Origin of the sequence: Herbaspirillum sp. WKF16 (genome assembly GCF_028993615.1) — a bacterium.
Taxonomy (GTDB): Bacteria; Pseudomonadota; Gammaproteobacteria; order Burkholderiales; family Burkholderiaceae_D; genus Herbaspirillum.
Window position 1 is genome coordinate 4,789,259 of the sequence record NZ_CP118632.1, and the last position, 17,578, is coordinate 4,806,836.

A 17,578-nucleotide genomic window follows, 5' to 3' on the forward strand; every position below is an offset into this window, starting at 1 on the left:
GGAGCCGGCATGAGCCTGCAACGCCCCCCTCTGTGGCAACTCATCAAGCCGCACCTGACGGTGTTCGACGGCGCGCTGTCGCTGATCGTGTTCCTGATCCTGTCGGTGGGCATCGTCACGCTATACTCGGCCGGCATGAACTTCCCGGGCCGGGTGGAAGACCAGCTGCGCAACATCCTGATCGCCTTCATCGTCATGTGGATCGCCGCCAACGTCTCGCCGCAGCTGCTGCTGCGGCTGGCGGTACCGGTCTATACGGTGGGGGTGACGCTGCTCATCGCCGTGGCCCTGTTCGGCATTATCAAGAAGGGCTCGCGCCGCTGGCTCAACATCGGCGTGGTGGTGCAGCCTTCCGAGATCATGAAGATCGCCATGCCGCTGATGCTGGCGTGGTACTTCCAGAAGCGCGAGGGCATGTTGCGCTGGGACGCCTTCCTGGTGGCGACCCTGCTGCTGGTGATCCCCGGCTTCCTGATCATCCGCCAGCCCGACCTGGGCACCGGCCTGCTGGTGCTGGGCGCGGGCTTCTATGTGATCTTCTTCGCCGGGCTGCCCTGGAAGGTGCTGCTGGGCCTGTTCGTGGCCGGGGCGGCCAGCCTGCCGGTGGTGTGGTCCTTCATGCACGACTACCAGCGCCAGCGCATCATGATGCTGATCGATCCCACCTCCGATCCCCTGGGCAAAGGCTTCCACATCATCCAGTCGACCATCGCGATCGGCTCGGGCGGCGTGGCCGGCAAGGGCTGGCTGATGGGCACGCAAACCCACCTCGAATTCATCCCGGAGCGCACCACCGACTTCATCTTCTCGGTCTTTTCGGAAGAGTTCGGCCTGATCGGCAACACCGTCCTGCTGGTGCTGTACCTGCTGCTGGTGGGGCGCGGGATGATGATCGCGGCCAACGCGCCGACGCTCTTTACGCGCCTCATGGCGGGCTCCATCACGATGATGTTTTTCACCTACGCCTTCGTCAACATGGGCATGGTCAGCGGCATCCTGCCGGTGGTCGGCGTGCCGTTGCCGTTCATGAGCTACGGCGGCACCGCGCTGGTGACGCTGGGGCTGGGCACGGGCATCCTGATGAGCATCCAGCGCCACCGCAAGCTGGTGCAGACCTGAACCGCCGCGGCGATGAACTTGCGCCACTGACTGCTTGTCAGCCATGCGGCGATGCACTCTGGTATCGTTGCGAAAAAATTCCGGCCGGACACAACGGCCGCATTGCTTAAGGATCGGGAATGCGACCAACCATGCGAACAATATCAATCGGACAATATGGGCGCGCGCTGCGCCTGGCGGCGCTGGCGCTGCCTGCGCTGCTGGCCGCCTGCAGCACCGCGCCGCCGGCGCGCCAGAGCGCGCCGCAAGCGAGCGCGCCGGCCAAGGCCGGCGGCGCGACCCGCCCCAACAACGCGCCGGCGCTGCCGGCGGCAGGCTCGGGTCGCGGCGGCTACTACAAGGATGACGGCCCGGGCGACCATATCCCCGACGGCCTGCTCGACGTGGCCGACGCCGAGCCGCAGGTCGAGCCGGTCTCCAGGGCGGCCAGCAAGCCTTATGTCGTGTTCGGCAAGACCTACGTGCCGGTGACCGACACCCAGCCCTTCATCCAGCGCGGCATCGGCAGCTGGTACGGCAAGAAATTCCACGGCCAGAAGACCTCGTCGGGCGAGCTCTACGACATGTACAAGATGACGGCAGCGCACCCGACCCTGCCGATCCCCTCCTACGCCCGCGTCACCAACCTGAAGACCGGCAAGCAGGTGATCGTGCGCATCAACGACCGCGGCCCGTTCCACTCCAGCCGCATCATCGATCTCTCCTACACCGCGGCGCTCAAGCTGGGTTACCTGGGTAGCGGCAGCAGCGAGCTGGAAGTCGAACGCATCCTGCCGGAAGAGGCCCAGCGCATGGCCGACGCCCGCCGCAACGGCACCCAGGTGGCGACGGCCGATCCGCTCAACGCGGCCGCAGAAACCGGCGCCGGCGTCTCCACCGGGGCCGTCGCGATCAACTCGGTGAGCGCGCAGAACATGGCGCCGCAGCCTACCGTGGCGGCGGTGCAACCGATCAACGCCACCACCTCGAGCTCGGCCAACGGCGCCGGCATGGCCGGCGGCGGCGGCATCATCAACGCGGTGGCCAGCGGCTCCGCGCCCTCACCCGCGATGCCGCAGGCGGTGCCGCTGTCGGCCGGCTACTACCTGCAGTTCGGCGCCTACTCGCAAGAGGCCAACGCCCTGCAGGCGCGCGACAAGCTGCTGCCCAGCCTGTCGGGTGTGATCGACAGCCTGCAGGCGGTGCAGGTCAACGGCCTGTACCGGCTCTACGCCGGCCCCTACGCCACCCGTCCGGCCGCGCAGAACGCCGCCTTGATGGTGCGCCAGCGCAGCGCCGGCACGCCCTTCGTGGTCGAACGCTGACCATCCCTTCCGGCGCGCCGCGAACGCGGGCGCCGGATGTCCTCCCTTTCCCCTCACGCGGAGCAAGCACATGCATCCCTATCTCGCCCTGGGCATCGCCATCGTTTCCGAAGTCATCGCCACCTCGGCGCTGCGCGCCTCCGACGGCTTCTCGCGCCTGTGGCCGTCGGTGCTGGTGGTGGTGGGATATGGGCTGGCGTTCTTCTTCTTGTCGGCCACGCTCAAGTCGATCCCGGTGGGCATCGCCTACGCGATCTGGTCGGGCCTGGGGGTGGTGCTGATCTCGCTGGCGGCGTGGCTGCTGTTCGGCCAGAAGCTGGATGCGCCGGCCATCATCGGCATGGGCCTGATCGTGGCCGGCGTAGTGGTGCTCAATGTGTTTTCCAAGGCCTCGGCGCACTGATCAGGCGCCGTCGCGAATCTCCAGCGCGCGCTCGTAGAGCGCGTTCTTCTTTTGTCCGGTGATCTGCGCGGCCAGCGCGGCCGCCTGCTTGACCGGCAACTCCTCCAGCAGGATGCGCAGCACCCGCTCCACCTCGGCATCGTCGCCGTCGCTGGGCGGCGCGCCCTCGACCAGCACCACGAACTCCCCGCGCTGGCGGTTGGCGTCCGCCTCCAGCCAGGCCGGCGCCTCGCCCAGCGGGCAGCGGTGGATGCTCTCGAAGAGCTTGGTCAGCTCGCGCGCCAGCACCACCTGGCGTCCGGGGCCGAACACCTGCAGCATCGATTGCAGGGTCTCGACGATGCGGTGCGGCGCCTCGTAGAACACCAGCGCGGCTTGCATCGCCGCCAGCTCCTGCAGCGCGGTCTCGCGCTGGCGCGTCTTGCTGGGCAGGAAACCCACGAAATGGAAACGCTGGTCCGCCAAGCCCGAGGCCGACAGCGCCGTCACGGCCGCCGAGGCGCCCGGCAGCGGCACCACCTGCAGGCCGGCGGCGCGCACCGCGTCGACCACGCGCGCGCCCGGATCCGACACCGCCGGCGTGCCGGCGTCCGACACCAGCGCCACGCGCTGGCCGGCGCGCAGGCGCTCGACGATCTTGTCGGCGGCCTCGCGCTCGTTGTGCTCATGCGCGGCCAGGAGCGGCTTGGACAGGCCGTAGCGCTGCAGCAGCTGGCTGGTGTTGCGGGTGTCCTCGCAGGCGACGGCGTCGGCCATGGCCAGCACGTGGAGGGCGCGCAACGTGATGTCGCAGGCGTTTCCGATGGGCGTGGCCAGCACATATAATGCCGACACCGGATAGTTTTGCTGGGCGGCATCAGACAGGATGGAAGCGGCTGCGCTCAAGTTCTGATTCATTGGAGGAGGCGGGATGTTCACTGGATTGAAAAAAATGACCGTACTGGCGGGCTTCGTCGGCCTGGCCGGCGGCGTCGCCGGATTATGGCTGCCAGCGGGTTCCGCTGCGGCAGCCGACAGTGTACCCCTGCTGGCCCAGGCCGCGGCGCCCGCGCTGCGCGCCGACCCGGCGCCGCCGGCCGATCCGGCTGCCGCACCGGTTCCCGCGCAGGTGCGCATGGCGCTGCTGCTGCCCAATCGCGGCGGCATGTTCGGCGCCGCCGCCGATGCGGTGCGCACCGGCTTCCTGACCGCCTATTCGCGCCAGAAGGCCAATATCCAGCTGGCCGTGATCGAAACCGGCGACACCGTGCAGGACATGCAGCGCGCCTATGACGACGCGTCCGCCAAGTTCGACATCCTCATCGGCCCGCTCTCGCGCAGCGCCGTCACCGCGGTGGCGCAGAGCGGTCGGGTGAGCAAGCCCACCATTGCGCTGGCCCAGCCCGACCTGCCCGCCGAGGCCGAAGCCCAACTGCCGCCGATGATGCTCACGGTGGGCCTGTCGATCGACGACGAGGCGCGCCAGGTGGCCAACTGGGTCGAGAAGGAAAAGGCGCCGGGCAAGATCTTCGCCGTCGCCACCTCGGTGGCCTGGCAAAAGCGCGCGGCGCGCTCGTTCCAGGCGCGCGCCCGCCAGCTCGGCCTGCAGGTGGAAACGCTGGAGCTGACCACGCCCGCCAACGCGCTCTCGGCGCCGGGGCTGGCGCAGCTGGCCAGGCGCATCGAACAGGAAAGGCCGGCGCTGATCTTCGCCGCCCTGGATTCGGCCCAGGCCGTGCAGCTGCGCAGCGCGGTGGGCGCCGAACTGCCGATCTACGGCACCTCGCAGCTCAACCCGTTCACGCTCAATCGCGACAATCCCAACGACAAGCTGCCTGAACTCGATGGCGTCAGGCTGATCGACATCCCCTGGCAGCTCGAACCCGACAACGTCGCCGTCTCGCGCTACCCGCGTCCGGCCACCGGCGAGAACGACCGCCCCAACCCCGACCTGGCGCGCCTGTACGCGCTGGGCATCGACGCCTTCCGGGTCGCCCACGAGATCGCCCAGCAGCGCTCCGGCTTCGACCTGGATGGCGTGACCGGGCGGCTGAACGTGAACATGATCGGCGGCGGCGCCACCTATTTCCAGCGCCAGGAAACCCAGGCGGTGTTCCAGAACGGCCTGCCGGTGCCCACCGCCGACCAGTACTGAGGCCAGGACGATGGGCCTGCTCGACATCCTGCGAGGCGGCGCCCCCAATGACGCGGCCGATGTCCGCACCAGCCGCCAGCGCGCCGGCGACGCCGCCGAGGATGCCGCGCTGGAACACCTGCGCCGGCATGGCCTGCAACTGGTGGAGCGCAATTTCCGCTGCAAGGGCGGCGAGATCGACCTGGTCATGCGCGACGGCGCCGCGCTGGTGTTCGTCGAAGTGCGCGCCCGCGCCGGCAGCTCGCATGGGGGCGCGGCGGCCAGCGTGACGCCGGCCAAGCAGCGCCGCCTGATCGTGGCGGCCCATTCCTTCCTGCAACGCTATTCTTTCCCGCCGCCCTGCCGCTTCGACGTGGTCGGCTTCGACGGCGACCGCCTGGAATGGCTGCGCAACGCCATCGAGGCCTAGGCGCTGGGCCGCAGCCCCCGCGCGGCGGTATCATGCGGGTGTCGCCGGCCCGAAACCTTTCTTTACGATTTGTGCGGGCAGGCCTTTACCCAACTCATCTATAATCCCAGCCACTATGACGAACCCTCGCATCCTCGCCCACTTCCAGGAAAGCGCCGACCTGAAGTTGAAGGCAGCCAGCGTGCTGGCGCAGCCGATCGAACAGGCGATTGAACTTATGTTTACGGCGCTGTCGAACGGCAACAAGATTCTTGCCTGCGGCAACGGCGGTTCGGCCGCCGACAGCCAGCACTTCGCGGCCGAACTGGTTGGACGTTTCGAGCGCGAGCGCCTGCCGCTGCCGGCCATCGCGCTGACCACCGACACCTCCATCCTGACCGCGATCGGCAACGATTACAGCTACATGGAAATCTTCTCGAAGCAGGTCCAGGCCTTCGGCCAGGCCGGCGACGTGCTGCTGGCGTTCTCCACCTCGGGCAACTCGGGCAACGTCCTGGCCGCCATCGAAGTGGCGCACGAGCGCGACATGCGCGTGGTGGCGCTGACCGGCAAGGGCGGCGGCAAGATCGGCAAGATCCTGAACGACACCGATGTCCATATCTGCGTGCCGCACGACCGCACCGCGCGCATCCAGGAGGTCCATCTGGTGTCCCTGCACTGCATTTGCGACGGCATCGACGTCGCGCTTTTTGGAGATGATGCGAATGAATGAAGCACGATCGTTGCTGGTAAAGATGCGCCGTCCCCTGGCCGCAGTGGCGCTGGGCGGCATGCTCGCCGTCAGCCTGCAAGGCTGTTTCGCGGTATTCGCCGGCGGTGCGCTGGCGACCACCTTCGCGGCGACCGACCGCCGCACCCTGGGCGCGCAGACCGAAGACAAGTCCATCGTCGTCAAGGGCGAGAGCCGCATTCCCGACGTCGTGGCCGCCGGCTCGCACGTCAACGTGACGGCCTTCAACCGCAAGGTCCTGCTCAGCGGCGAAGTGGTCGACGATGCGTCCAGGCAAGCCGCCGTGCGCGAAACCAAGGCCATCTCCAACGTCGACACCGTGTTCGATGAACTGCAGGTGGGCCCGGCCTCCAGCTTCGGCTCGCGCTCCAGCGACGCGCTGATCACCAGCAAGGTCCTGGCCAGCCTGGTGGACGACAAGGACCTGTACTCCAGCGCCTTCAAGGTGACCACCGAGCGCGGCATCGTCTACATGATGGGCCGCGTCACCCAGCGCGAAGGCCAGCGCGCCGCCAAGATCGCCAGCGGCGTATCGGGCGTGCAGAAGGTCGTGACCCTGTTCGAGTACATCACCGAGGAACAGCTGCAGGAATACCAGCGCAAGCCGGCCGAAGAGAACAAGTCCTCCAGCTAAGCGCTGCCTGTTGCGCAGATGTCCGCCTGATGCAGATCAAACCGCCGGCCCGTCCGGCGGTTTTCACGTCCGGACCGGCGCCGCAGGTTTTGGCGCGCGGCGCTATAATGGCCGGGTTTTCTTTCCGGCATCGGAGCCCACCCATGCAAGCACAGGCAACCTCCCCGCGCAGCGGCCTCTGGATCAAACTGGCCGGCCTGGCTGTGGTCGCCGTCATCGCCGCCTTCGCCTTCTTCAAGGTGAACGCCGGCAATGCCGCCCCCGACGTCACCTTCACCAAGCTCGACGGCGAGCGCGTGGCCCTGAAGGACCTGCGCGGCAAGGTCGTGATGGTCAATTTCTGGGCCACCAGCTGCACCACCTGCGTGGGCGAGATGCCGCAGATGATCGAGACCTACAACAAGTTCAAGGATCGCGGCCTGGACTTCGTCGCCGTGGCCATGAGCTACGACCCTCCGAACTACGTCCTCAACTACACCGAGACGCGCAAGCTGCCCTTCAAGGTCGCCCTGGACACCCAGGACAAGCTGGCCAACGCCTTCGGCGACGTCAAGCTGACCCCGACCACCTTCGTGATCGGCAAGGACGGCAACATCATCAAGCGCTACGTGGGCGAGCCGCAGTTCGCCGAGCTGCACCAGCTGCTGGAAAAGGCGCTGGCGGCCGGCTGAGGCTTGTCGTCGTGACATCGAACGCCGGCCCTGCCGGCGTTTTTTTATGCCTGCGGCCAGCGCGCAAAAAGTTGCCCCGGACACATCGCGGCGGAACATCCCCCGCCCCGCCGCAGTCCAACGGCTTCAACTTGCCAGGCCGGCAAGCCTTCCCTGGCCGCGATGCTGCGATGCCGGCATTTCCGCCGCATCGGCGCGCCTGCAAACAAACCATAACAGGAGGCTGCAATGAGATTCCGAACCGTTTTCCTCATCGTGCTGCTGGCGCTGGTCGCCATCTTCGCCGCCGTCAACTGGACCGCCTTCACGGCGCCTACCACGCTGTCGCTGATCTATTCCGAGTTCCAGGCGCCGCTGGGCGCCGTGATGCTGGGCGTGGTGGTGCTGCTGACCGCCTTCTTCCTGCTCTACATCCTGGCGCTGCAGACCAGCGTGATGCTGGAAAGCCGGCGCCTGACCAAGCAACTGGAAGCGCAGCGCGACCTGGCCGACCAGGCCGAACATTCGCGCTTCAACGAGCTGCGCGGCTTCCTCAAGGCCGAACTGGAGCAGCTCGCGCGCCGCCAGACCGAGCAGCAGACGCTGCTGGCGCAACGGCTGGATGCGCTGCAGAAAGACCTGAGCCTGCGCGTGGAGCAGACCGAGAACGCCGTGGCGGCGCAGGTCGGCGAACTGGACGACCGCCTGCAGCGGCACAGCGCGGCAGGGGCGATCAAGCCGCTCTGAAACCCGTCCCGGCGCGGACAATAAAAAGGGCTGCATCTTCCGATGCAGCCCTTGCCTGAATCGCTCGCCTGTTGCCGCAGATCAGACGCCGTAGCGCGTCCGGTAGGCCGCCACCGCATCCTTGTACTGGGTCAGCCGTGCGTCGCCGCCGTTGGAGATGTACTCGAACAGGTCGCCCAGGTTGCCGATGGAGATGACGGGCATGCCGTACTCCTTGGCCACTTCCTGCACCGCCGAATGCTCGGACAGCGCGCCGTCCTTGCCCGAGCGCTCCATGCGGTCGAGCGCGATCAGCACTGCGCAAGGCGTGGCGCCGGCGGCGCGGATCATGTCCACCGACTCGCGCACCGAGGTGCCGGCCGAGATCACGTCGTCGATGATGACGACCTTGCCCGACAACTTGGCGCCGACGATGGTGCCGCCTTCGCCGTGGTCCTTGGCTTCCTTGCGGTTGAAGGCGAAGGGCACGTTGCGGCCCATGCCGGCCAGCGCCACGGCGGTGGCCGAGGCCAGCGTGATGCCCTTGTAGGCGGGGCCGAACAGCATGTCGTATTCGATGCCGGAGTCGGCCAGCGTCTGCGCGTAGAAACGGGCCACCTGGGCCAGAGTCGCGCCTTCCGAAAACAGGCCGGCGTTGAAGAAGTAAGGCGAAGTGCGGCCCGCCTTGGTGACGAACTCGCCAAAGCGCAGCACGCCGGCCGACACGGCGAATTCAATGAATTCCTGTCTCAAATTGCTCAAGATGCATTCCCGGGGAAAAGTGTAACGAAGCCGGCGCGGCGCATGCTTGCCCTCCGGCAAGCCGCCCGCGCGGCCAAATCAGAGCGTCATTTTAAATGAAAGCCTCCTATCGGTTATGCTACCGGCCTTCATCTGCCTTACTTTGCAGGAATCACCCATGACAAAAATCGTCTCCGCCAACCTCAACGGCATCCGCTCCGCGGCCAAGAAAGGCTTCTTCGAATGGATGCGGAAAGAGGCCCCCGACTTCGTCTGCGTGCAGGAACTGAAGGCCCAGGCGCCGGACATGACGCCGGATTTCCTGGCGCCGGAGGGCTATGTCGGGCACTTCCACTATGCGCAGAAAAAGGGCTATTCGGGCGTGGGCGTCTACAGCAGGCGGGAACCGGATGCGGTGCGCATCGGCTTCGGCAACACCGAGTTCGACGATGAGGGACGCTACGTCGAATGCGACTTCGGCGACCTCACCGTGATCTCGCTGTACGCGCCCTCCGGTTCCTCCAGCGACGAGCGCCAGCAGGCCAAGTTCCGCTTCATGGAAGTGTTCCTGCCGCACCTGATGAAGCTGGAGAAGAGCGGCCGCGAAATCGTCATCTGCGGCGACTGGAACATCGCCCACAAGGAGATCGACCTGAAGAACTGGAAGAGCAACCAGAAGAACTCCGGTTTCCTGCCCGAGGAGCGCGCCTGGATGACGCGCATCTTCGACCAGCTCGGCCTGGTGGACGTCTACCGCGTGCTGCACCCGGAGACCACGGGCGACGCCTACACCTGGTGGAGCAACCGCGGCCAGGCCTGGGCCAACAACGTGGGGTGGCGCATCGACTACCACGTCGCCACCAAGGGCATCGCCTCGCGCGCGCAGAGCGCGGCGATCTACAAGGAAGCGCGGTTCTCGGATCATGCGCCGCTGACGGTGGTATACGGCTGAGGTCGTCGGGACGGCTTAGTCCGAATAACTGCCCTCGCCACCCGTTCGGGCTGAGTAGCCGCAGGCGTATCGAAGCCAGATCGCCATGGCCGGCGCGTCATCCCTGCCCTTCGATACGCCGCTGACCGCGGCTACTCAGGGCGAACGGAATCTGTGTCGCTATCTGCCACCATAAAAAAAACCTCGTGATTCACATCACGAGGTTTTTTTACAGGCGCAACCGTCAGGCTTGCTTACGCGCTGGCCGCCTTCTTCGGCGTCGCCTTCTTCAGCGGCGGCTTCTTGGCCGCAGCCGGTTTCTTCGCTGCCGCGGCCTTGGGCTTGGCAGCGGCCTTCTTCACCGGCTTGGCCGTGGCCTCATCGGCGCCGCCTTCGGCATCGGCCGCGGCGGCCTTGCCCTTGGCCGGCGCCTTGGCCTTGCGCTCCTCGAACTCAAAGCTGATCTTGCCATCCTTGCCGCGCACCAGGAAGGCCTTGAACGGCCGGCGCGTGCGCTGCGAGATGAAGCCCGGCAGCAGGTCGGTCTTGCCTTCGTTGAGCAGCTTGGCCATCTGCTCGGGCAGGATCTCCTGCTGCAGGATGATGCGGCTGCTGCGGAAGTCGCAGGCCTTGGGCTTGGCGACCGTCTTCTCGCAGACGTAGGCCAGGCCCATCTCGTACACGCCGGAGGCGCACTTGGGGCACGGGCCCAGCGGCGTCTGCTCGCTGAAATCGACCGGCTCGCCGCCCTCGCCTTCGCCATCGTTCTGGCCGAAGTCGAACTCCAGCTTGAAGTTCTTGATTTCCTCGTCGCGCGAGATCTTCAGGATAGCCGCGAACGGGCGGCCCATCTTGGAACGGAAGCCCTGCAGCGGACCGATGGTGCGGTTCTTCAGCAGCTCCTCGACCTCGGCGATCTCGAACTGGCGGCCGCCCGGCACCTTGGTCATCGAGAACTCGCACTTGGTGCAGGCGAAGCGGCGATAGTTTTCCTTCACCACGCCGCCGCAATTCGGACAGGGCGTGTGCAGCGTCGCGTAGTCGCCGGGGATGGTGTCGTTGTCGTATTCCTTGGCGCGCTTGACGATGATCTGGGTCATCTGCGCGATCTCGCGCATGAACTCGTCGCGGCTGATCTTGCCGCGCTCCATCTGCGCCAGCTTGTGCTCCCACTCGCCGGTCAGTTCGGGTTCGGTCAGTTCATCCACGCCCAGGCCGTGCAGCAGCGTCATCAGCTGGAAGGCCTTGGCGGTGGGCATCATCTCGCGCCCTTCGCGCAGCAGGTACTTCTCGTTGAGCAGGCCTTCGATGATGGCCGCGCGCGTGGCCGGCGTGCCCAGGCCCTTGCCGGCCATCGCCTCGCGCAGCTCGTCGGAATCGACCAGCTTGCCGGCGCCTTCCATGGCCGACAGCAGCGTGGCTTCGCTGTAGCGCGCAGGCGGCTTGGTGGCCAGGCCGTTGGCGATGACCTTGTCGGTCAGCACCTCCTCGCCCGGCGCCACGGCGACCAGGTTGCCGCCGCCTTCCTTTTCCTTGTCGCCGTCCTTGTCGCTCTCCTCGACCTGCTTGCCGTAGATGGCCAGCCAGCCGGGGTTGATCATGACCTTGCCTTCGCTCTTGAACTGGTGGCCCGACACTTCGGTGAAGCGCGTGGTCACCTGGAACTCGGCGGCCGGGAAGAACACCGCCATGAAGCGGCGCGTCACCAGGTCGTAGAGCTTCTGTTCCGGCTCGGACAGGTTCTTGGGCACCTGCGGGGTGGGGATGATGGCGAAGTGGTCGCTGATCTTGGTGTTGTCGAAGATGCGCTTGTTGGGCTTGACCCAGCCCTGCTTCAGGATCTGCTTGGAGAACTGGTGGTAATTGTTGTTCTCCGACAGGGCCTCCATCGTGTCCTTGACGGTCTGCAGGTAGTCTTCCGGCAGGTGGCGCGAATCGGTACGCGGGTAGGTCAGCACCTTGTGCTTTTCATACAGCGCCTGCGCCAGGCCCAGGGTGTTCTTGGCCGAGAAGCCGAAGCGCGAGTTGGCCTCGCGCTGCAGGCTGGTGAGGTCGAACAGGCCGGGCGCCATCTGCGTGGTCGGCTTGGACTCTTCGGTGACGCTGCCTTGCTTGTCGCGGCAGGCGGCCACGATGGAGTCGGCCGCGGCGCGGCTCCACAGGCGCTCGGCGCGCTTTTCGGGATCGGCTTCGTCCTTCTTGTGCAGCTTGTCCAGCCAGCGTCCCTTGTAGATGCCGGCGGCGCAGACGAACTCGGCGTGCACTTCCCAGTAGTCGCGCGAGACGAATTTCTTGATCTTCTCTTCGCGCTCCACCACGATCGACAGGGTCGGCGTCTGCACGCGGCCCACTGTGGTCAGGTAGAAGCCGCCTTCCTTGGAGTTGAAGGCGGTCATGGCGCGCGTGCCGTTGATGCCGATCAGCCAGTCGGCCTCGCTGCGGCAGCGGGCGGCATTGGCCAGCGGCATCATCTCGTCGTCGTCGCGCAGCTGCTTGAAGCCGTCGCGGATCGCGCCCGGCGTCATCGATTGCAGCCAGAGGCGCTTCACCGGCTGCTTGGCCTTGGTGTACTGGGCGATCAGGCGGAAGATCAGCTCTCCTTCGCGGCCCGCGTCACATGCGTTGATCAGGGCGGTCACATCCTTGCGCTTGATGAGCCGGGACAGGACCTTCAGGCGCGACTCGGTCTTGGCGATCGGATTGAGCGCGAAGTGCGGCGGGATCATCGGCAGGTGGGTGAAGCTCCACTTGCCGCGCTTGACGTCGTATTCCTCGGGCACCGCGATTTCCAGCAGGTGACCGACGGCGGAGGAGAGGATGTAATCGTCGGATTCGAAGTACTCATCGTGCTTGGTGAAGCCGCCGAGCGTCTTCGCGATGTCGTTCGCGACAGAGGGCTTCTCGGCAATGATGAGGGTCTTGCTCATAGGTATGGGTCTCGTCAGAGAGGTCGGTTGCTGGAGCGGTTGGGGCTTGCACCCTGCCCATCTGGGGCCGGGACGTCCCGAAACAACTCCATGTCGCCCGAAGTGCCGGAAAGCCCTGCCTGCGGCCTGCGTGGCGCGCGGCCAGCGCTTTCATTGCTTGCGGACAACGGAATTTTATATAGTAGCCAATATCCGGCCAATGCGGGGGAATGATAAGCGTGATGCAAATGAAACGGCAAGCCCGAGGGCCTGCCGTTTCAGTGTTTCGTATGGACAAGTCGGCAACGCCGCGCCCCCTTTTGGCGCCGCTTGCCGCCGCCGCACTCAGTGCAGCAGGCGCGGTTCGGTGTCGTCCTCGTCCAGGAACAGCTCCTCGAACATCAGGCCGTCCGGCTCCTTGCCCTGGCTCCACAGCACCATCAGCACAATGACCTTGAGCTTTTCCAGGGTGATCGGCACTTCGCCTGCCGCCAGCGCGCGTTCGACCACGATCTCGCGCTGCATGGCGTCGAGCATCTTGGCCGATTCGAGGAATTGGATGAAGCCGATGGCTTCCACGCCCAGCACGTCGGTCTCCTGACGCGCATAGATACGGGTGCCGAAGGAAAAAGCGGTCTGCCGGGGATAGTTGTCGGCGAACTCATGGTTGGCGACTTCAAGATCGGTCAGCCAGCCCAGCGCCTGCGAGATTTCATCTTCTTCAAAACCTATCGCGGACAACTTCTTCACCAGCGCCTCCGGTTCGGGGCAGGCATCGGGGCGATAGTAGGTTTCGTACAAGTAAACGAGGACATCAAACATAGGTCTACTCTATCGCGAAGGGTGTGAATACACAAGTCAGCCGTCCCAGTATGGCAGGATTTCAGCAGCCGCGTGCATTAATTTGCTCAGCCCAGGCGACGGTAGCGAGCCCCCGGCAAGACCTCGATGCGGCCCTCCAGCTCAAGACCCAGCAACAGCTCCGCAAGCCGCGCCGCGTCTAGCCCGCAGCGCGATGCGAGCAGGTCGGCGCCGAGCGGATCGTGCCCCATTGCCTGGATGACAATGGATGTTGCCGCATCGTCATCGGCGCGCATCTCGGACTCATCTGCGGCGCCTGGAAACACCTGCGCCGGGAGCGCTGCGCGGCGCGCAAAGCGCGGCATTTCCTCCAGCACGTCCTGCGTGGTCTCCACCAGCTTGGCGCCCTGGCGGATGAGCTGGTGGCAGCCCTTGGCCAGGGGCGAATGGATGGAGCCGGGAATGGCGAAGACGTCGCGCCCTTGCTCGGCCGCCATGCGCGCAGTGATCAGCGAACCCGATTGCGCGGCCGCCTCAATCACCAGCACCGCGCGCGCCAGCCCCGAGATCAGGCGGTTGCGGCGTGGGAAATTGGCCGCCAGCGGCGGCATGCCCAGGGGATATTCGCTGACGATGCAGCCGTCTTCGACGATGCGCTGGGCCAGCGCGCGGTTGCGCGACGGATAGGCGATGTCGATGCCGGTGCCGATCACGGCGACGGTCGAGCCGGGACCGCGCAGGCCGCCCGTATGCGCCGCCGCGTCGATGCCCAGCGCCAGGCCGGAGACGATGGCCAGGCCGGCGCGGCTGAGCTCCTCGGAAAAGCGTTCCGCGTGCGCCAGCCCCTGGGCGGTGGCATTGCGGCTGCCGACCACCGCCAGCGCCTCGGCCTGCAACAGCGCGGGATTGCCGTCCACGTACAGCAGCAGCGGCGGATCGGGAATGGTGAGCAGGGCTTGCGGATAGTGCGTGTCGGCCAGCGTGGCGATGGCGTGCCCCGGTTGCCGCGCCCAGTCGAGGGCAGCCTCGACCGAGGCGCGCAATGCAGCGGAGGACGGCTGGCGCAACGCGGCCGCCAGCCGTGGGCCGGCGAGCGCTTCCAGCACCTGGCGCGGAGCCTGGAACACCGCTCCCGGCAAGCCGAAGGCAGCCAACAGGCGGCGGCCGTTGCCGGCCCCCACGCCCTCGGTCAGCGCCAGCCGCAACCATGCGGCCAGACTGCCGGGATCGTCGCAGGCGGCATCATGCGAACGCTGCGCCGCCAGCGGCGCGTCGGCGTTGGCGCCGCCTTCCGTCGCGGCGCTCATGGCGCGGGACACGCGGCGATGCAGACCTCATCCCCGCTCTCCAGCGAGGCGACCGCGCCGTCCAGCAACACGGCCGATGCGTGCGCCCCGGCATGCAGGATGCGGCCGGCGGCACGGCTGCCGCCGGTGCAGGCGCCGACCTGCACGCACATGCCGCGGCGCACTCCGTCGCCGGCGCCGCGATCGAGCGCATGCACCTGGCCGGAGGCGGTCCAGCCCATGCGGTCGTCGCCGTGCCGGCGCGCCACGCGCGCTGCGATGCCATGCGCCGGCGATGCCCGCTGCGGCCACCGGGGCCAGGCGCCGTGCGGCACCAGGTCGCCGGGCGCCAGCTCGCCGCTGCCGCGCACGACCATCGCCTCGGAGATCGCTTGCGCGGCGCCGGCGGCGCGCGCCTCCACCGTGCCCACGCGCACGGCGAGGCGGCCGGTGTCAGCGGGGCAATGCGACGGCGCCAACCATGGTCCCGGACGATATACCGGCAGCCGCCGGGCGCCGCCCTGCTCCAGCGCCGGCGCCAGGCGCACTACCTCGCCGGCGATGAACAGCCGCGCCCCGTCCCGACCTGCGACCACCGCCGTGGGGCCGGACTCCTCGTCGAGCACGATCACCTGCGGCCAGGCGTCGTCGCCGGCGATCGGCGCGCGCGATGCCACCGGCAAGGGACGCGGCTGCGGCCACTGGCGATACTCGGGCAAGGCTTGCGCGCCGGCGGCGCAGGCCAGGCCGGCCAGCAACAAACGAGGCGACAGCCGGGCAAGCGAGCCCACAAACCGGCGGGAAACGGACAGCTCTGTGCTAAACTTTTTCATGTTGTCGGGGGAGTGAAATCCAACAGCGCCACGGCGCCGCGGCGGGCTCGAATGGCCGGACGTCATCCGGCCGGTGAAGCTGGGAATTCTGCTATTGCCGCGCTTGAAGCCGCCCGGACAGGCCTTATTTAAGAAACAATCCCGAAACAATTTCCAGATCGCTCGCCAAATGGCGGGCGCACGAGGCGAAGCGCAGCGCGCTTCCCCGCATTTCCAAGATCGACTGCCGAGATTTACGCGTATGGCCCTGCTCAACATCCTCCGTTACCCCGACCCGCGCCTGCACAAGGTCGCCAAACCCGTCACCGTGTTCGACGAGCGCATCAAGACCCTGGTCGCCGACATGGCCGAGACCATGTATGCCGCGCCCGGCGTCGGCCTGGCCGCCACCCAGATCGACGTGCACGAACAGGTGATCGTGATCGACGTCTCCGACGAGGGCCGCGAGCTGCGCGTGTTCATCAATCCGGAAGTGCTGTGGGCCAGCGACGACAAGCGCGTCTATGACGAGGGCTGCCTGTCGGTGCCCGGCATCTACGATGGCGTGGAACGCCCGGCGCGCGTCAAGGTGCGCGCCTTCGACGCCGACGGCAAGCCCTTCGAAGTGGAAGCCGACGACCTGCTGGCCGTGTGCATCCAGCATGAGATGGACCACCTGAAGGGCAAGGTCTTCGTGGAATACCTGTCGCCGCTGAAGCGCAACCGCATCAAGACCAAGCTGCAGAAGGAAGAGCGCGAGCTGAAGAAGAGCGCCGCCAACGGCTGATAGGCACCGCCGCCAGCATGAAAAAAACGCCGGACATGTCCGGCGTTTTTCATTGGCGAGCGCGCCCTCAGGCGGCGGTGAAACGGTAGACGCCGTCCTCGTCCAGGTGACGCCTGAGCACGCCGTCATGCCACAGCTTGTGCAGGTGGGCCACCGCCTCGCCCAGGGCGAAGGACAGCTGGTGCGTGTCGAGCGGGCGCTTGAACATGATGGGCAGGATATCGACCCCGGACTGCGGCGTGGCGCAGGCTTCCAGCACCTCGGCCAGGCGCAGGCGATGGTGCTCGTTCAACTGGTCGATGCGCGTATGCAGCCCGCGGAAGGGCTTGCCATGCGACGGCAGCACCAGCGCGCCGGCCGGCAGGTGGCCATACTTCTTCAGCGAATCCAGGTATTGCTGCACCGGGTTGCTCTCGGGCTCGATGGCGAACACCGAGACATTGGTGGAGATGCGCGGCAACACCATGTCGCCGGAGATCAGCACGTCGATGACCGGGCAGTACAGCGACACGTGCTCGGGCGAATGGCCGAAGCCAGTGATGATCTCCCAGTCGCGCCCGCCGATCTTCACGCTGTGGCCGTCCTGCAGGCGGACGTAGGCGTGCGGCACGGCCGGCACCAGGTCCTGGTAGTAGGTGTTGCGGCCCTGCAGCTTGGCCACGGTGTCGACGTCGGCCAGCCCGTGGCGACGGAAATGCGGCGTCGCCGCGGTGCCCTCGGCGCCCGGCAGCGCCGCCGACATCACGCGCGCAAACGCGTAGTCGCCGGTGCTCATGAGCAGCGGCGCCTGCCAGCGCCGGCACAGCCAGTCGGCCAGGCCGACGTGATCGGGATGACAGTGGGTGACCAGCACGCGCACGATGGGCAGGCCGCCGAGCTCCCCGGCGAAGATGCTCTCCCAGGCCTCGCGCGTGGCGTCGGTGGCGATGCCGCAATCGACCACGGTCCAGCCGCGGCGCAGGCCCTGCGGCGTCTCCACCTCGTCCTCCAGCAGCCACAGGTTGATATGGTTCAGCGCAAAGGGCAGGCCCATGCGCAGCCAGCGCACGCCGGGCGCGACCTCCATGGTGCGGCCGGTGTCCGGCATGGCGTCGCCGAAGGCGTAGTCGAGCTGGGATTCAAGTGCGTTCATGAAATACCTGGGCTATCTGGAACATGGAAATCGGGATGCCGTGAATTGCTGCGGCGACAACACGCCGCGCGAC

The 17,578-nt window shown here is 66.8% G+C and carries 18 protein-coding genes; 11 read left to right on the forward strand and 7 right to left on the reverse strand.

Annotated elements, in window-relative coordinates:
• Positions 1-9 precede the first annotated feature (9 nt).
• The 3 genes from rodA to Herbaro_RS21595 all read left to right on the forward strand — a co-directional run bounded on the left by rodA (position 10) and on the right by Herbaro_RS21595 (position 2,826).
• The gene (rodA, locus tag Herbaro_RS21585) at positions 10-1,119 is read left to right on the forward strand and encodes a rod shape-determining protein RodA (RefSeq protein WP_275011651.1); all 1,110 of its coding nucleotides are present in this window, start codon (positions 10-12) and stop codon (positions 1,117-1,119) included.
• A 131-nt stretch (positions 1,120-1,250) separates the two neighbouring features.
• Positions 1,251-2,423 carry a septal ring lytic transglycosylase RlpA family protein gene (locus tag Herbaro_RS21590; protein ID WP_275011652.1) on the forward strand — a complete coding sequence of 391 codons (1,173 nt, stop codon included), beginning with the start codon at positions 1,251-1,253 and terminating at the stop codon, positions 2,421-2,423.
• Between the two features lie 70 nt (positions 2,424-2,493).
• Entirely contained in the window at positions 2,494-2,826 is a 333-nt protein-coding gene (locus Herbaro_RS21595) for an SMR family transporter (protein WP_275011653.1), read from the forward strand.
• Here the strand turns inward: Herbaro_RS21595 and rsmI are convergent, their stop codons facing one another.
• Positions 2,827-3,723 (reverse strand): 16S rRNA (cytidine(1402)-2'-O)-methyltransferase, encoded by an 897-nt coding sequence (rsmI, locus tag Herbaro_RS21600; protein WP_275011654.1) that lies wholly within the window; start codon positions 3,721-3,723, stop codon positions 2,827-2,829.
• 13 nt (positions 3,724-3,736) lie between these two features.
• Between rsmI and Herbaro_RS21605 the strand changes: the two genes are divergently transcribed.
• From Herbaro_RS21605 to Herbaro_RS21630, 6 genes are all read left to right on the forward strand, one after another.
• On the forward strand, positions 3,737-4,960 hold the full coding sequence (locus Herbaro_RS21605) for a penicillin-binding protein activator (protein WP_275011655.1): 1,224 nt from the start codon (positions 3,737-3,739) through the stop codon (positions 4,958-4,960).
• A gap of 10 nt (positions 4,961-4,970) precedes the next feature.
• Positions 4,971-5,369, forward strand: a complete 399-nt coding sequence (locus tag Herbaro_RS21610) for a YraN family protein (protein WP_275011656.1) — start codon at positions 4,971-4,973, stop codon at positions 5,367-5,369.
• Positions 5,370-5,484: 115 nt separating this feature from the next.
• Positions 5,485-6,081, forward strand: a complete 597-nt coding sequence (locus tag Herbaro_RS21615) for a phosphoheptose isomerase (protein ID WP_275011657.1) — start codon at positions 5,485-5,487, stop codon at positions 6,079-6,081.
• Positions 6,074-6,733, forward strand: coding sequence for a BON domain-containing protein (locus Herbaro_RS21620; protein WP_275011658.1), 660 nt, complete (start codon positions 6,074-6,076; stop codon positions 6,731-6,733). Before Herbaro_RS21615 ends, Herbaro_RS21620 begins: the two co-directional genes overlap by 8 nt.
• A gap of 143 nt (positions 6,734-6,876) precedes the next feature.
• Positions 6,877-7,404, forward strand: a complete 528-nt coding sequence (locus tag Herbaro_RS21625; RefSeq protein WP_275011659.1) for a peroxiredoxin family protein — start codon at positions 6,877-6,879, stop codon at positions 7,402-7,404.
• 228 nt (positions 7,405-7,632) lie between these two features.
• A complete protein-coding gene (locus Herbaro_RS21630) occupies positions 7,633-8,130 on the forward strand; it encodes a LapA family protein (protein ID WP_275011660.1) in 498 nt (165 codons plus the stop codon).
• A gap of 81 nt (positions 8,131-8,211) precedes the next feature.
• Here the strand turns inward: Herbaro_RS21630 and pyrE are convergent, their stop codons facing one another.
• Positions 8,212-8,871: an orotate phosphoribosyltransferase gene (gene pyrE / locus Herbaro_RS21635; protein WP_275011661.1), complete on the reverse strand. Its 660-nt coding sequence runs from the start codon at positions 8,869-8,871 to the stop codon at positions 8,212-8,214.
• A 157-nt stretch (positions 8,872-9,028) separates the two neighbouring features.
• On the opposite strand from pyrE, the gene Herbaro_RS21640 reads away from it, so the two are divergent.
• A complete protein-coding gene (locus tag Herbaro_RS21640; RefSeq protein ID WP_275011662.1) occupies positions 9,029-9,802 on the forward strand; it encodes an exodeoxyribonuclease III in 774 nt (257 codons plus the stop codon).
• 233 nt (positions 9,803-10,035) lie between these two features.
• On the opposite strand, the gene Herbaro_RS21645 is transcribed toward Herbaro_RS21640, so the two are convergent.
• From Herbaro_RS21645 to Herbaro_RS21660, 4 genes are all read right to left on the reverse strand, one after another.
• A complete protein-coding gene (locus Herbaro_RS21645) occupies positions 10,036-12,708 on the reverse strand; it encodes a DNA topoisomerase III (protein WP_275011663.1) in 2,673 nt (890 codons plus the stop codon).
• A 324-nt stretch (positions 12,709-13,032) separates the two neighbouring features.
• Entirely contained in the window at positions 13,033-13,509 is a 477-nt protein-coding gene (locus Herbaro_RS21650) for a Smg family protein (RefSeq protein ID WP_275011664.1), read from the reverse strand.
• An 86-nt stretch (positions 13,510-13,595) separates the two neighbouring features.
• Positions 13,596-14,795: a DNA-processing protein DprA gene (gene dprA / locus Herbaro_RS21655; protein WP_275011665.1), complete on the reverse strand. Its 1,200-nt coding sequence runs from the start codon at positions 14,793-14,795 to the stop codon at positions 13,596-13,598.
• A complete protein-coding gene (locus Herbaro_RS21660; RefSeq protein ID WP_275011666.1) occupies positions 14,792-15,607 on the reverse strand; it encodes a hypothetical protein in 816 nt (271 codons plus the stop codon). The genes dprA and Herbaro_RS21660 overlap by 4 nt, the downstream gene beginning before the upstream one ends.
• Positions 15,608-15,848: 241 nt before the next feature.
• Between Herbaro_RS21660 and def the strand changes: the two genes are divergently transcribed.
• Positions 15,849-16,373, forward strand: coding sequence for a peptide deformylase (gene def, locus Herbaro_RS21665; RefSeq protein ID WP_275011667.1), 525 nt, complete (start codon positions 15,849-15,851; stop codon positions 16,371-16,373).
• Positions 16,374-16,440: 67 nt separating this feature from the next.
• Here the strand turns inward: def and Herbaro_RS21670 are convergent, their stop codons facing one another.
• Positions 16,441-17,505 carry an MBL fold metallo-hydrolase gene (locus tag Herbaro_RS21670; protein WP_275011668.1) on the reverse strand — a complete coding sequence of 355 codons (1,065 nt, stop codon included), beginning with the start codon at positions 17,503-17,505 and terminating at the stop codon, positions 16,441-16,443.
• Positions 17,506-17,578: the final 73 nt, after the last annotated feature.

What these genes read in the sequence shown, in the direction of transcription:
- rodA (WP_275011651.1), top strand. Translation starts at nt 10, where the DNA reads ATGAGCCTGCAACGCCCCCCTCTGTGGCAACTCATCAAGCCGCACCTG.
- Herbaro_RS21590 (WP_275011652.1), top strand. Translation starts at nt 1,251, where the DNA reads ATGCGAACAATATCAATCGGACAATATGGGCGCGCGCTGCGCCTGGCG.
- Herbaro_RS21595 (WP_275011653.1), top strand. Translation starts at nt 2,494, where the DNA reads ATGCATCCCTATCTCGCCCTGGGCATCGCCATCGTTTCCGAAGTCATC.
- rsmI (WP_275011654.1), bottom strand. Translation starts at nt 3,723, where the DNA reads ATGAATCAGAACTTGAGCGCAGCCGCTTCCATCCTGTCTGATGCCGCC.
- Herbaro_RS21605 (WP_275011655.1), top strand. Translation starts at nt 3,737, where the DNA reads ATGTTCACTGGATTGAAAAAAATGACCGTACTGGCGGGCTTCGTCGGC.
- Herbaro_RS21610 (WP_275011656.1), top strand. Translation starts at nt 4,971, where the DNA reads ATGGGCCTGCTCGACATCCTGCGAGGCGGCGCCCCCAATGACGCGGCC.
- Herbaro_RS21615 (WP_275011657.1), top strand. Translation starts at nt 5,485, where the DNA reads ATGACGAACCCTCGCATCCTCGCCCACTTCCAGGAAAGCGCCGACCTG.
- Herbaro_RS21620 (WP_275011658.1), top strand. Translation starts at nt 6,074, where the DNA reads ATGAATGAAGCACGATCGTTGCTGGTAAAGATGCGCCGTCCCCTGGCC.
- Herbaro_RS21625 (WP_275011659.1), top strand. Translation starts at nt 6,877, where the DNA reads ATGCAAGCACAGGCAACCTCCCCGCGCAGCGGCCTCTGGATCAAACTG.
- Herbaro_RS21630 (WP_275011660.1), top strand. Translation starts at nt 7,633, where the DNA reads ATGAGATTCCGAACCGTTTTCCTCATCGTGCTGCTGGCGCTGGTCGCC.
- Herbaro_RS21640 (WP_275011662.1), top strand. Translation starts at nt 9,029, where the DNA reads ATGACAAAAATCGTCTCCGCCAACCTCAACGGCATCCGCTCCGCGGCC.
- Herbaro_RS21645 (WP_275011663.1), bottom strand. Translation starts at nt 12,708, where the DNA reads ATGAGCAAGACCCTCATCATTGCCGAGAAGCCCTCTGTCGCGAACGAC.
- Herbaro_RS21650 (WP_275011664.1), bottom strand. Translation starts at nt 13,509, where the DNA reads ATGTTTGATGTCCTCGTTTACTTGTACGAAACCTACTATCGCCCCGAT.
- dprA (WP_275011665.1), bottom strand. Translation starts at nt 14,795, where the DNA reads ATGAGCGCCGCGACGGAAGGCGGCGCCAACGCCGACGCGCCGCTGGCG.
- Herbaro_RS21660 (WP_275011666.1), bottom strand. Translation starts at nt 15,607, where the DNA reads ATGAAAAAGTTTAGCACAGAGCTGTCCGTTTCCCGCCGGTTTGTGGGC.
- def (WP_275011667.1), top strand. Translation starts at nt 15,849, where the DNA reads ATGGCCCTGCTCAACATCCTCCGTTACCCCGACCCGCGCCTGCACAAG.
- Herbaro_RS21670 (WP_275011668.1), bottom strand. Translation starts at nt 17,505, where the DNA reads ATGAACGCACTTGAATCCCAGCTCGACTACGCCTTCGGCGACGCCATG.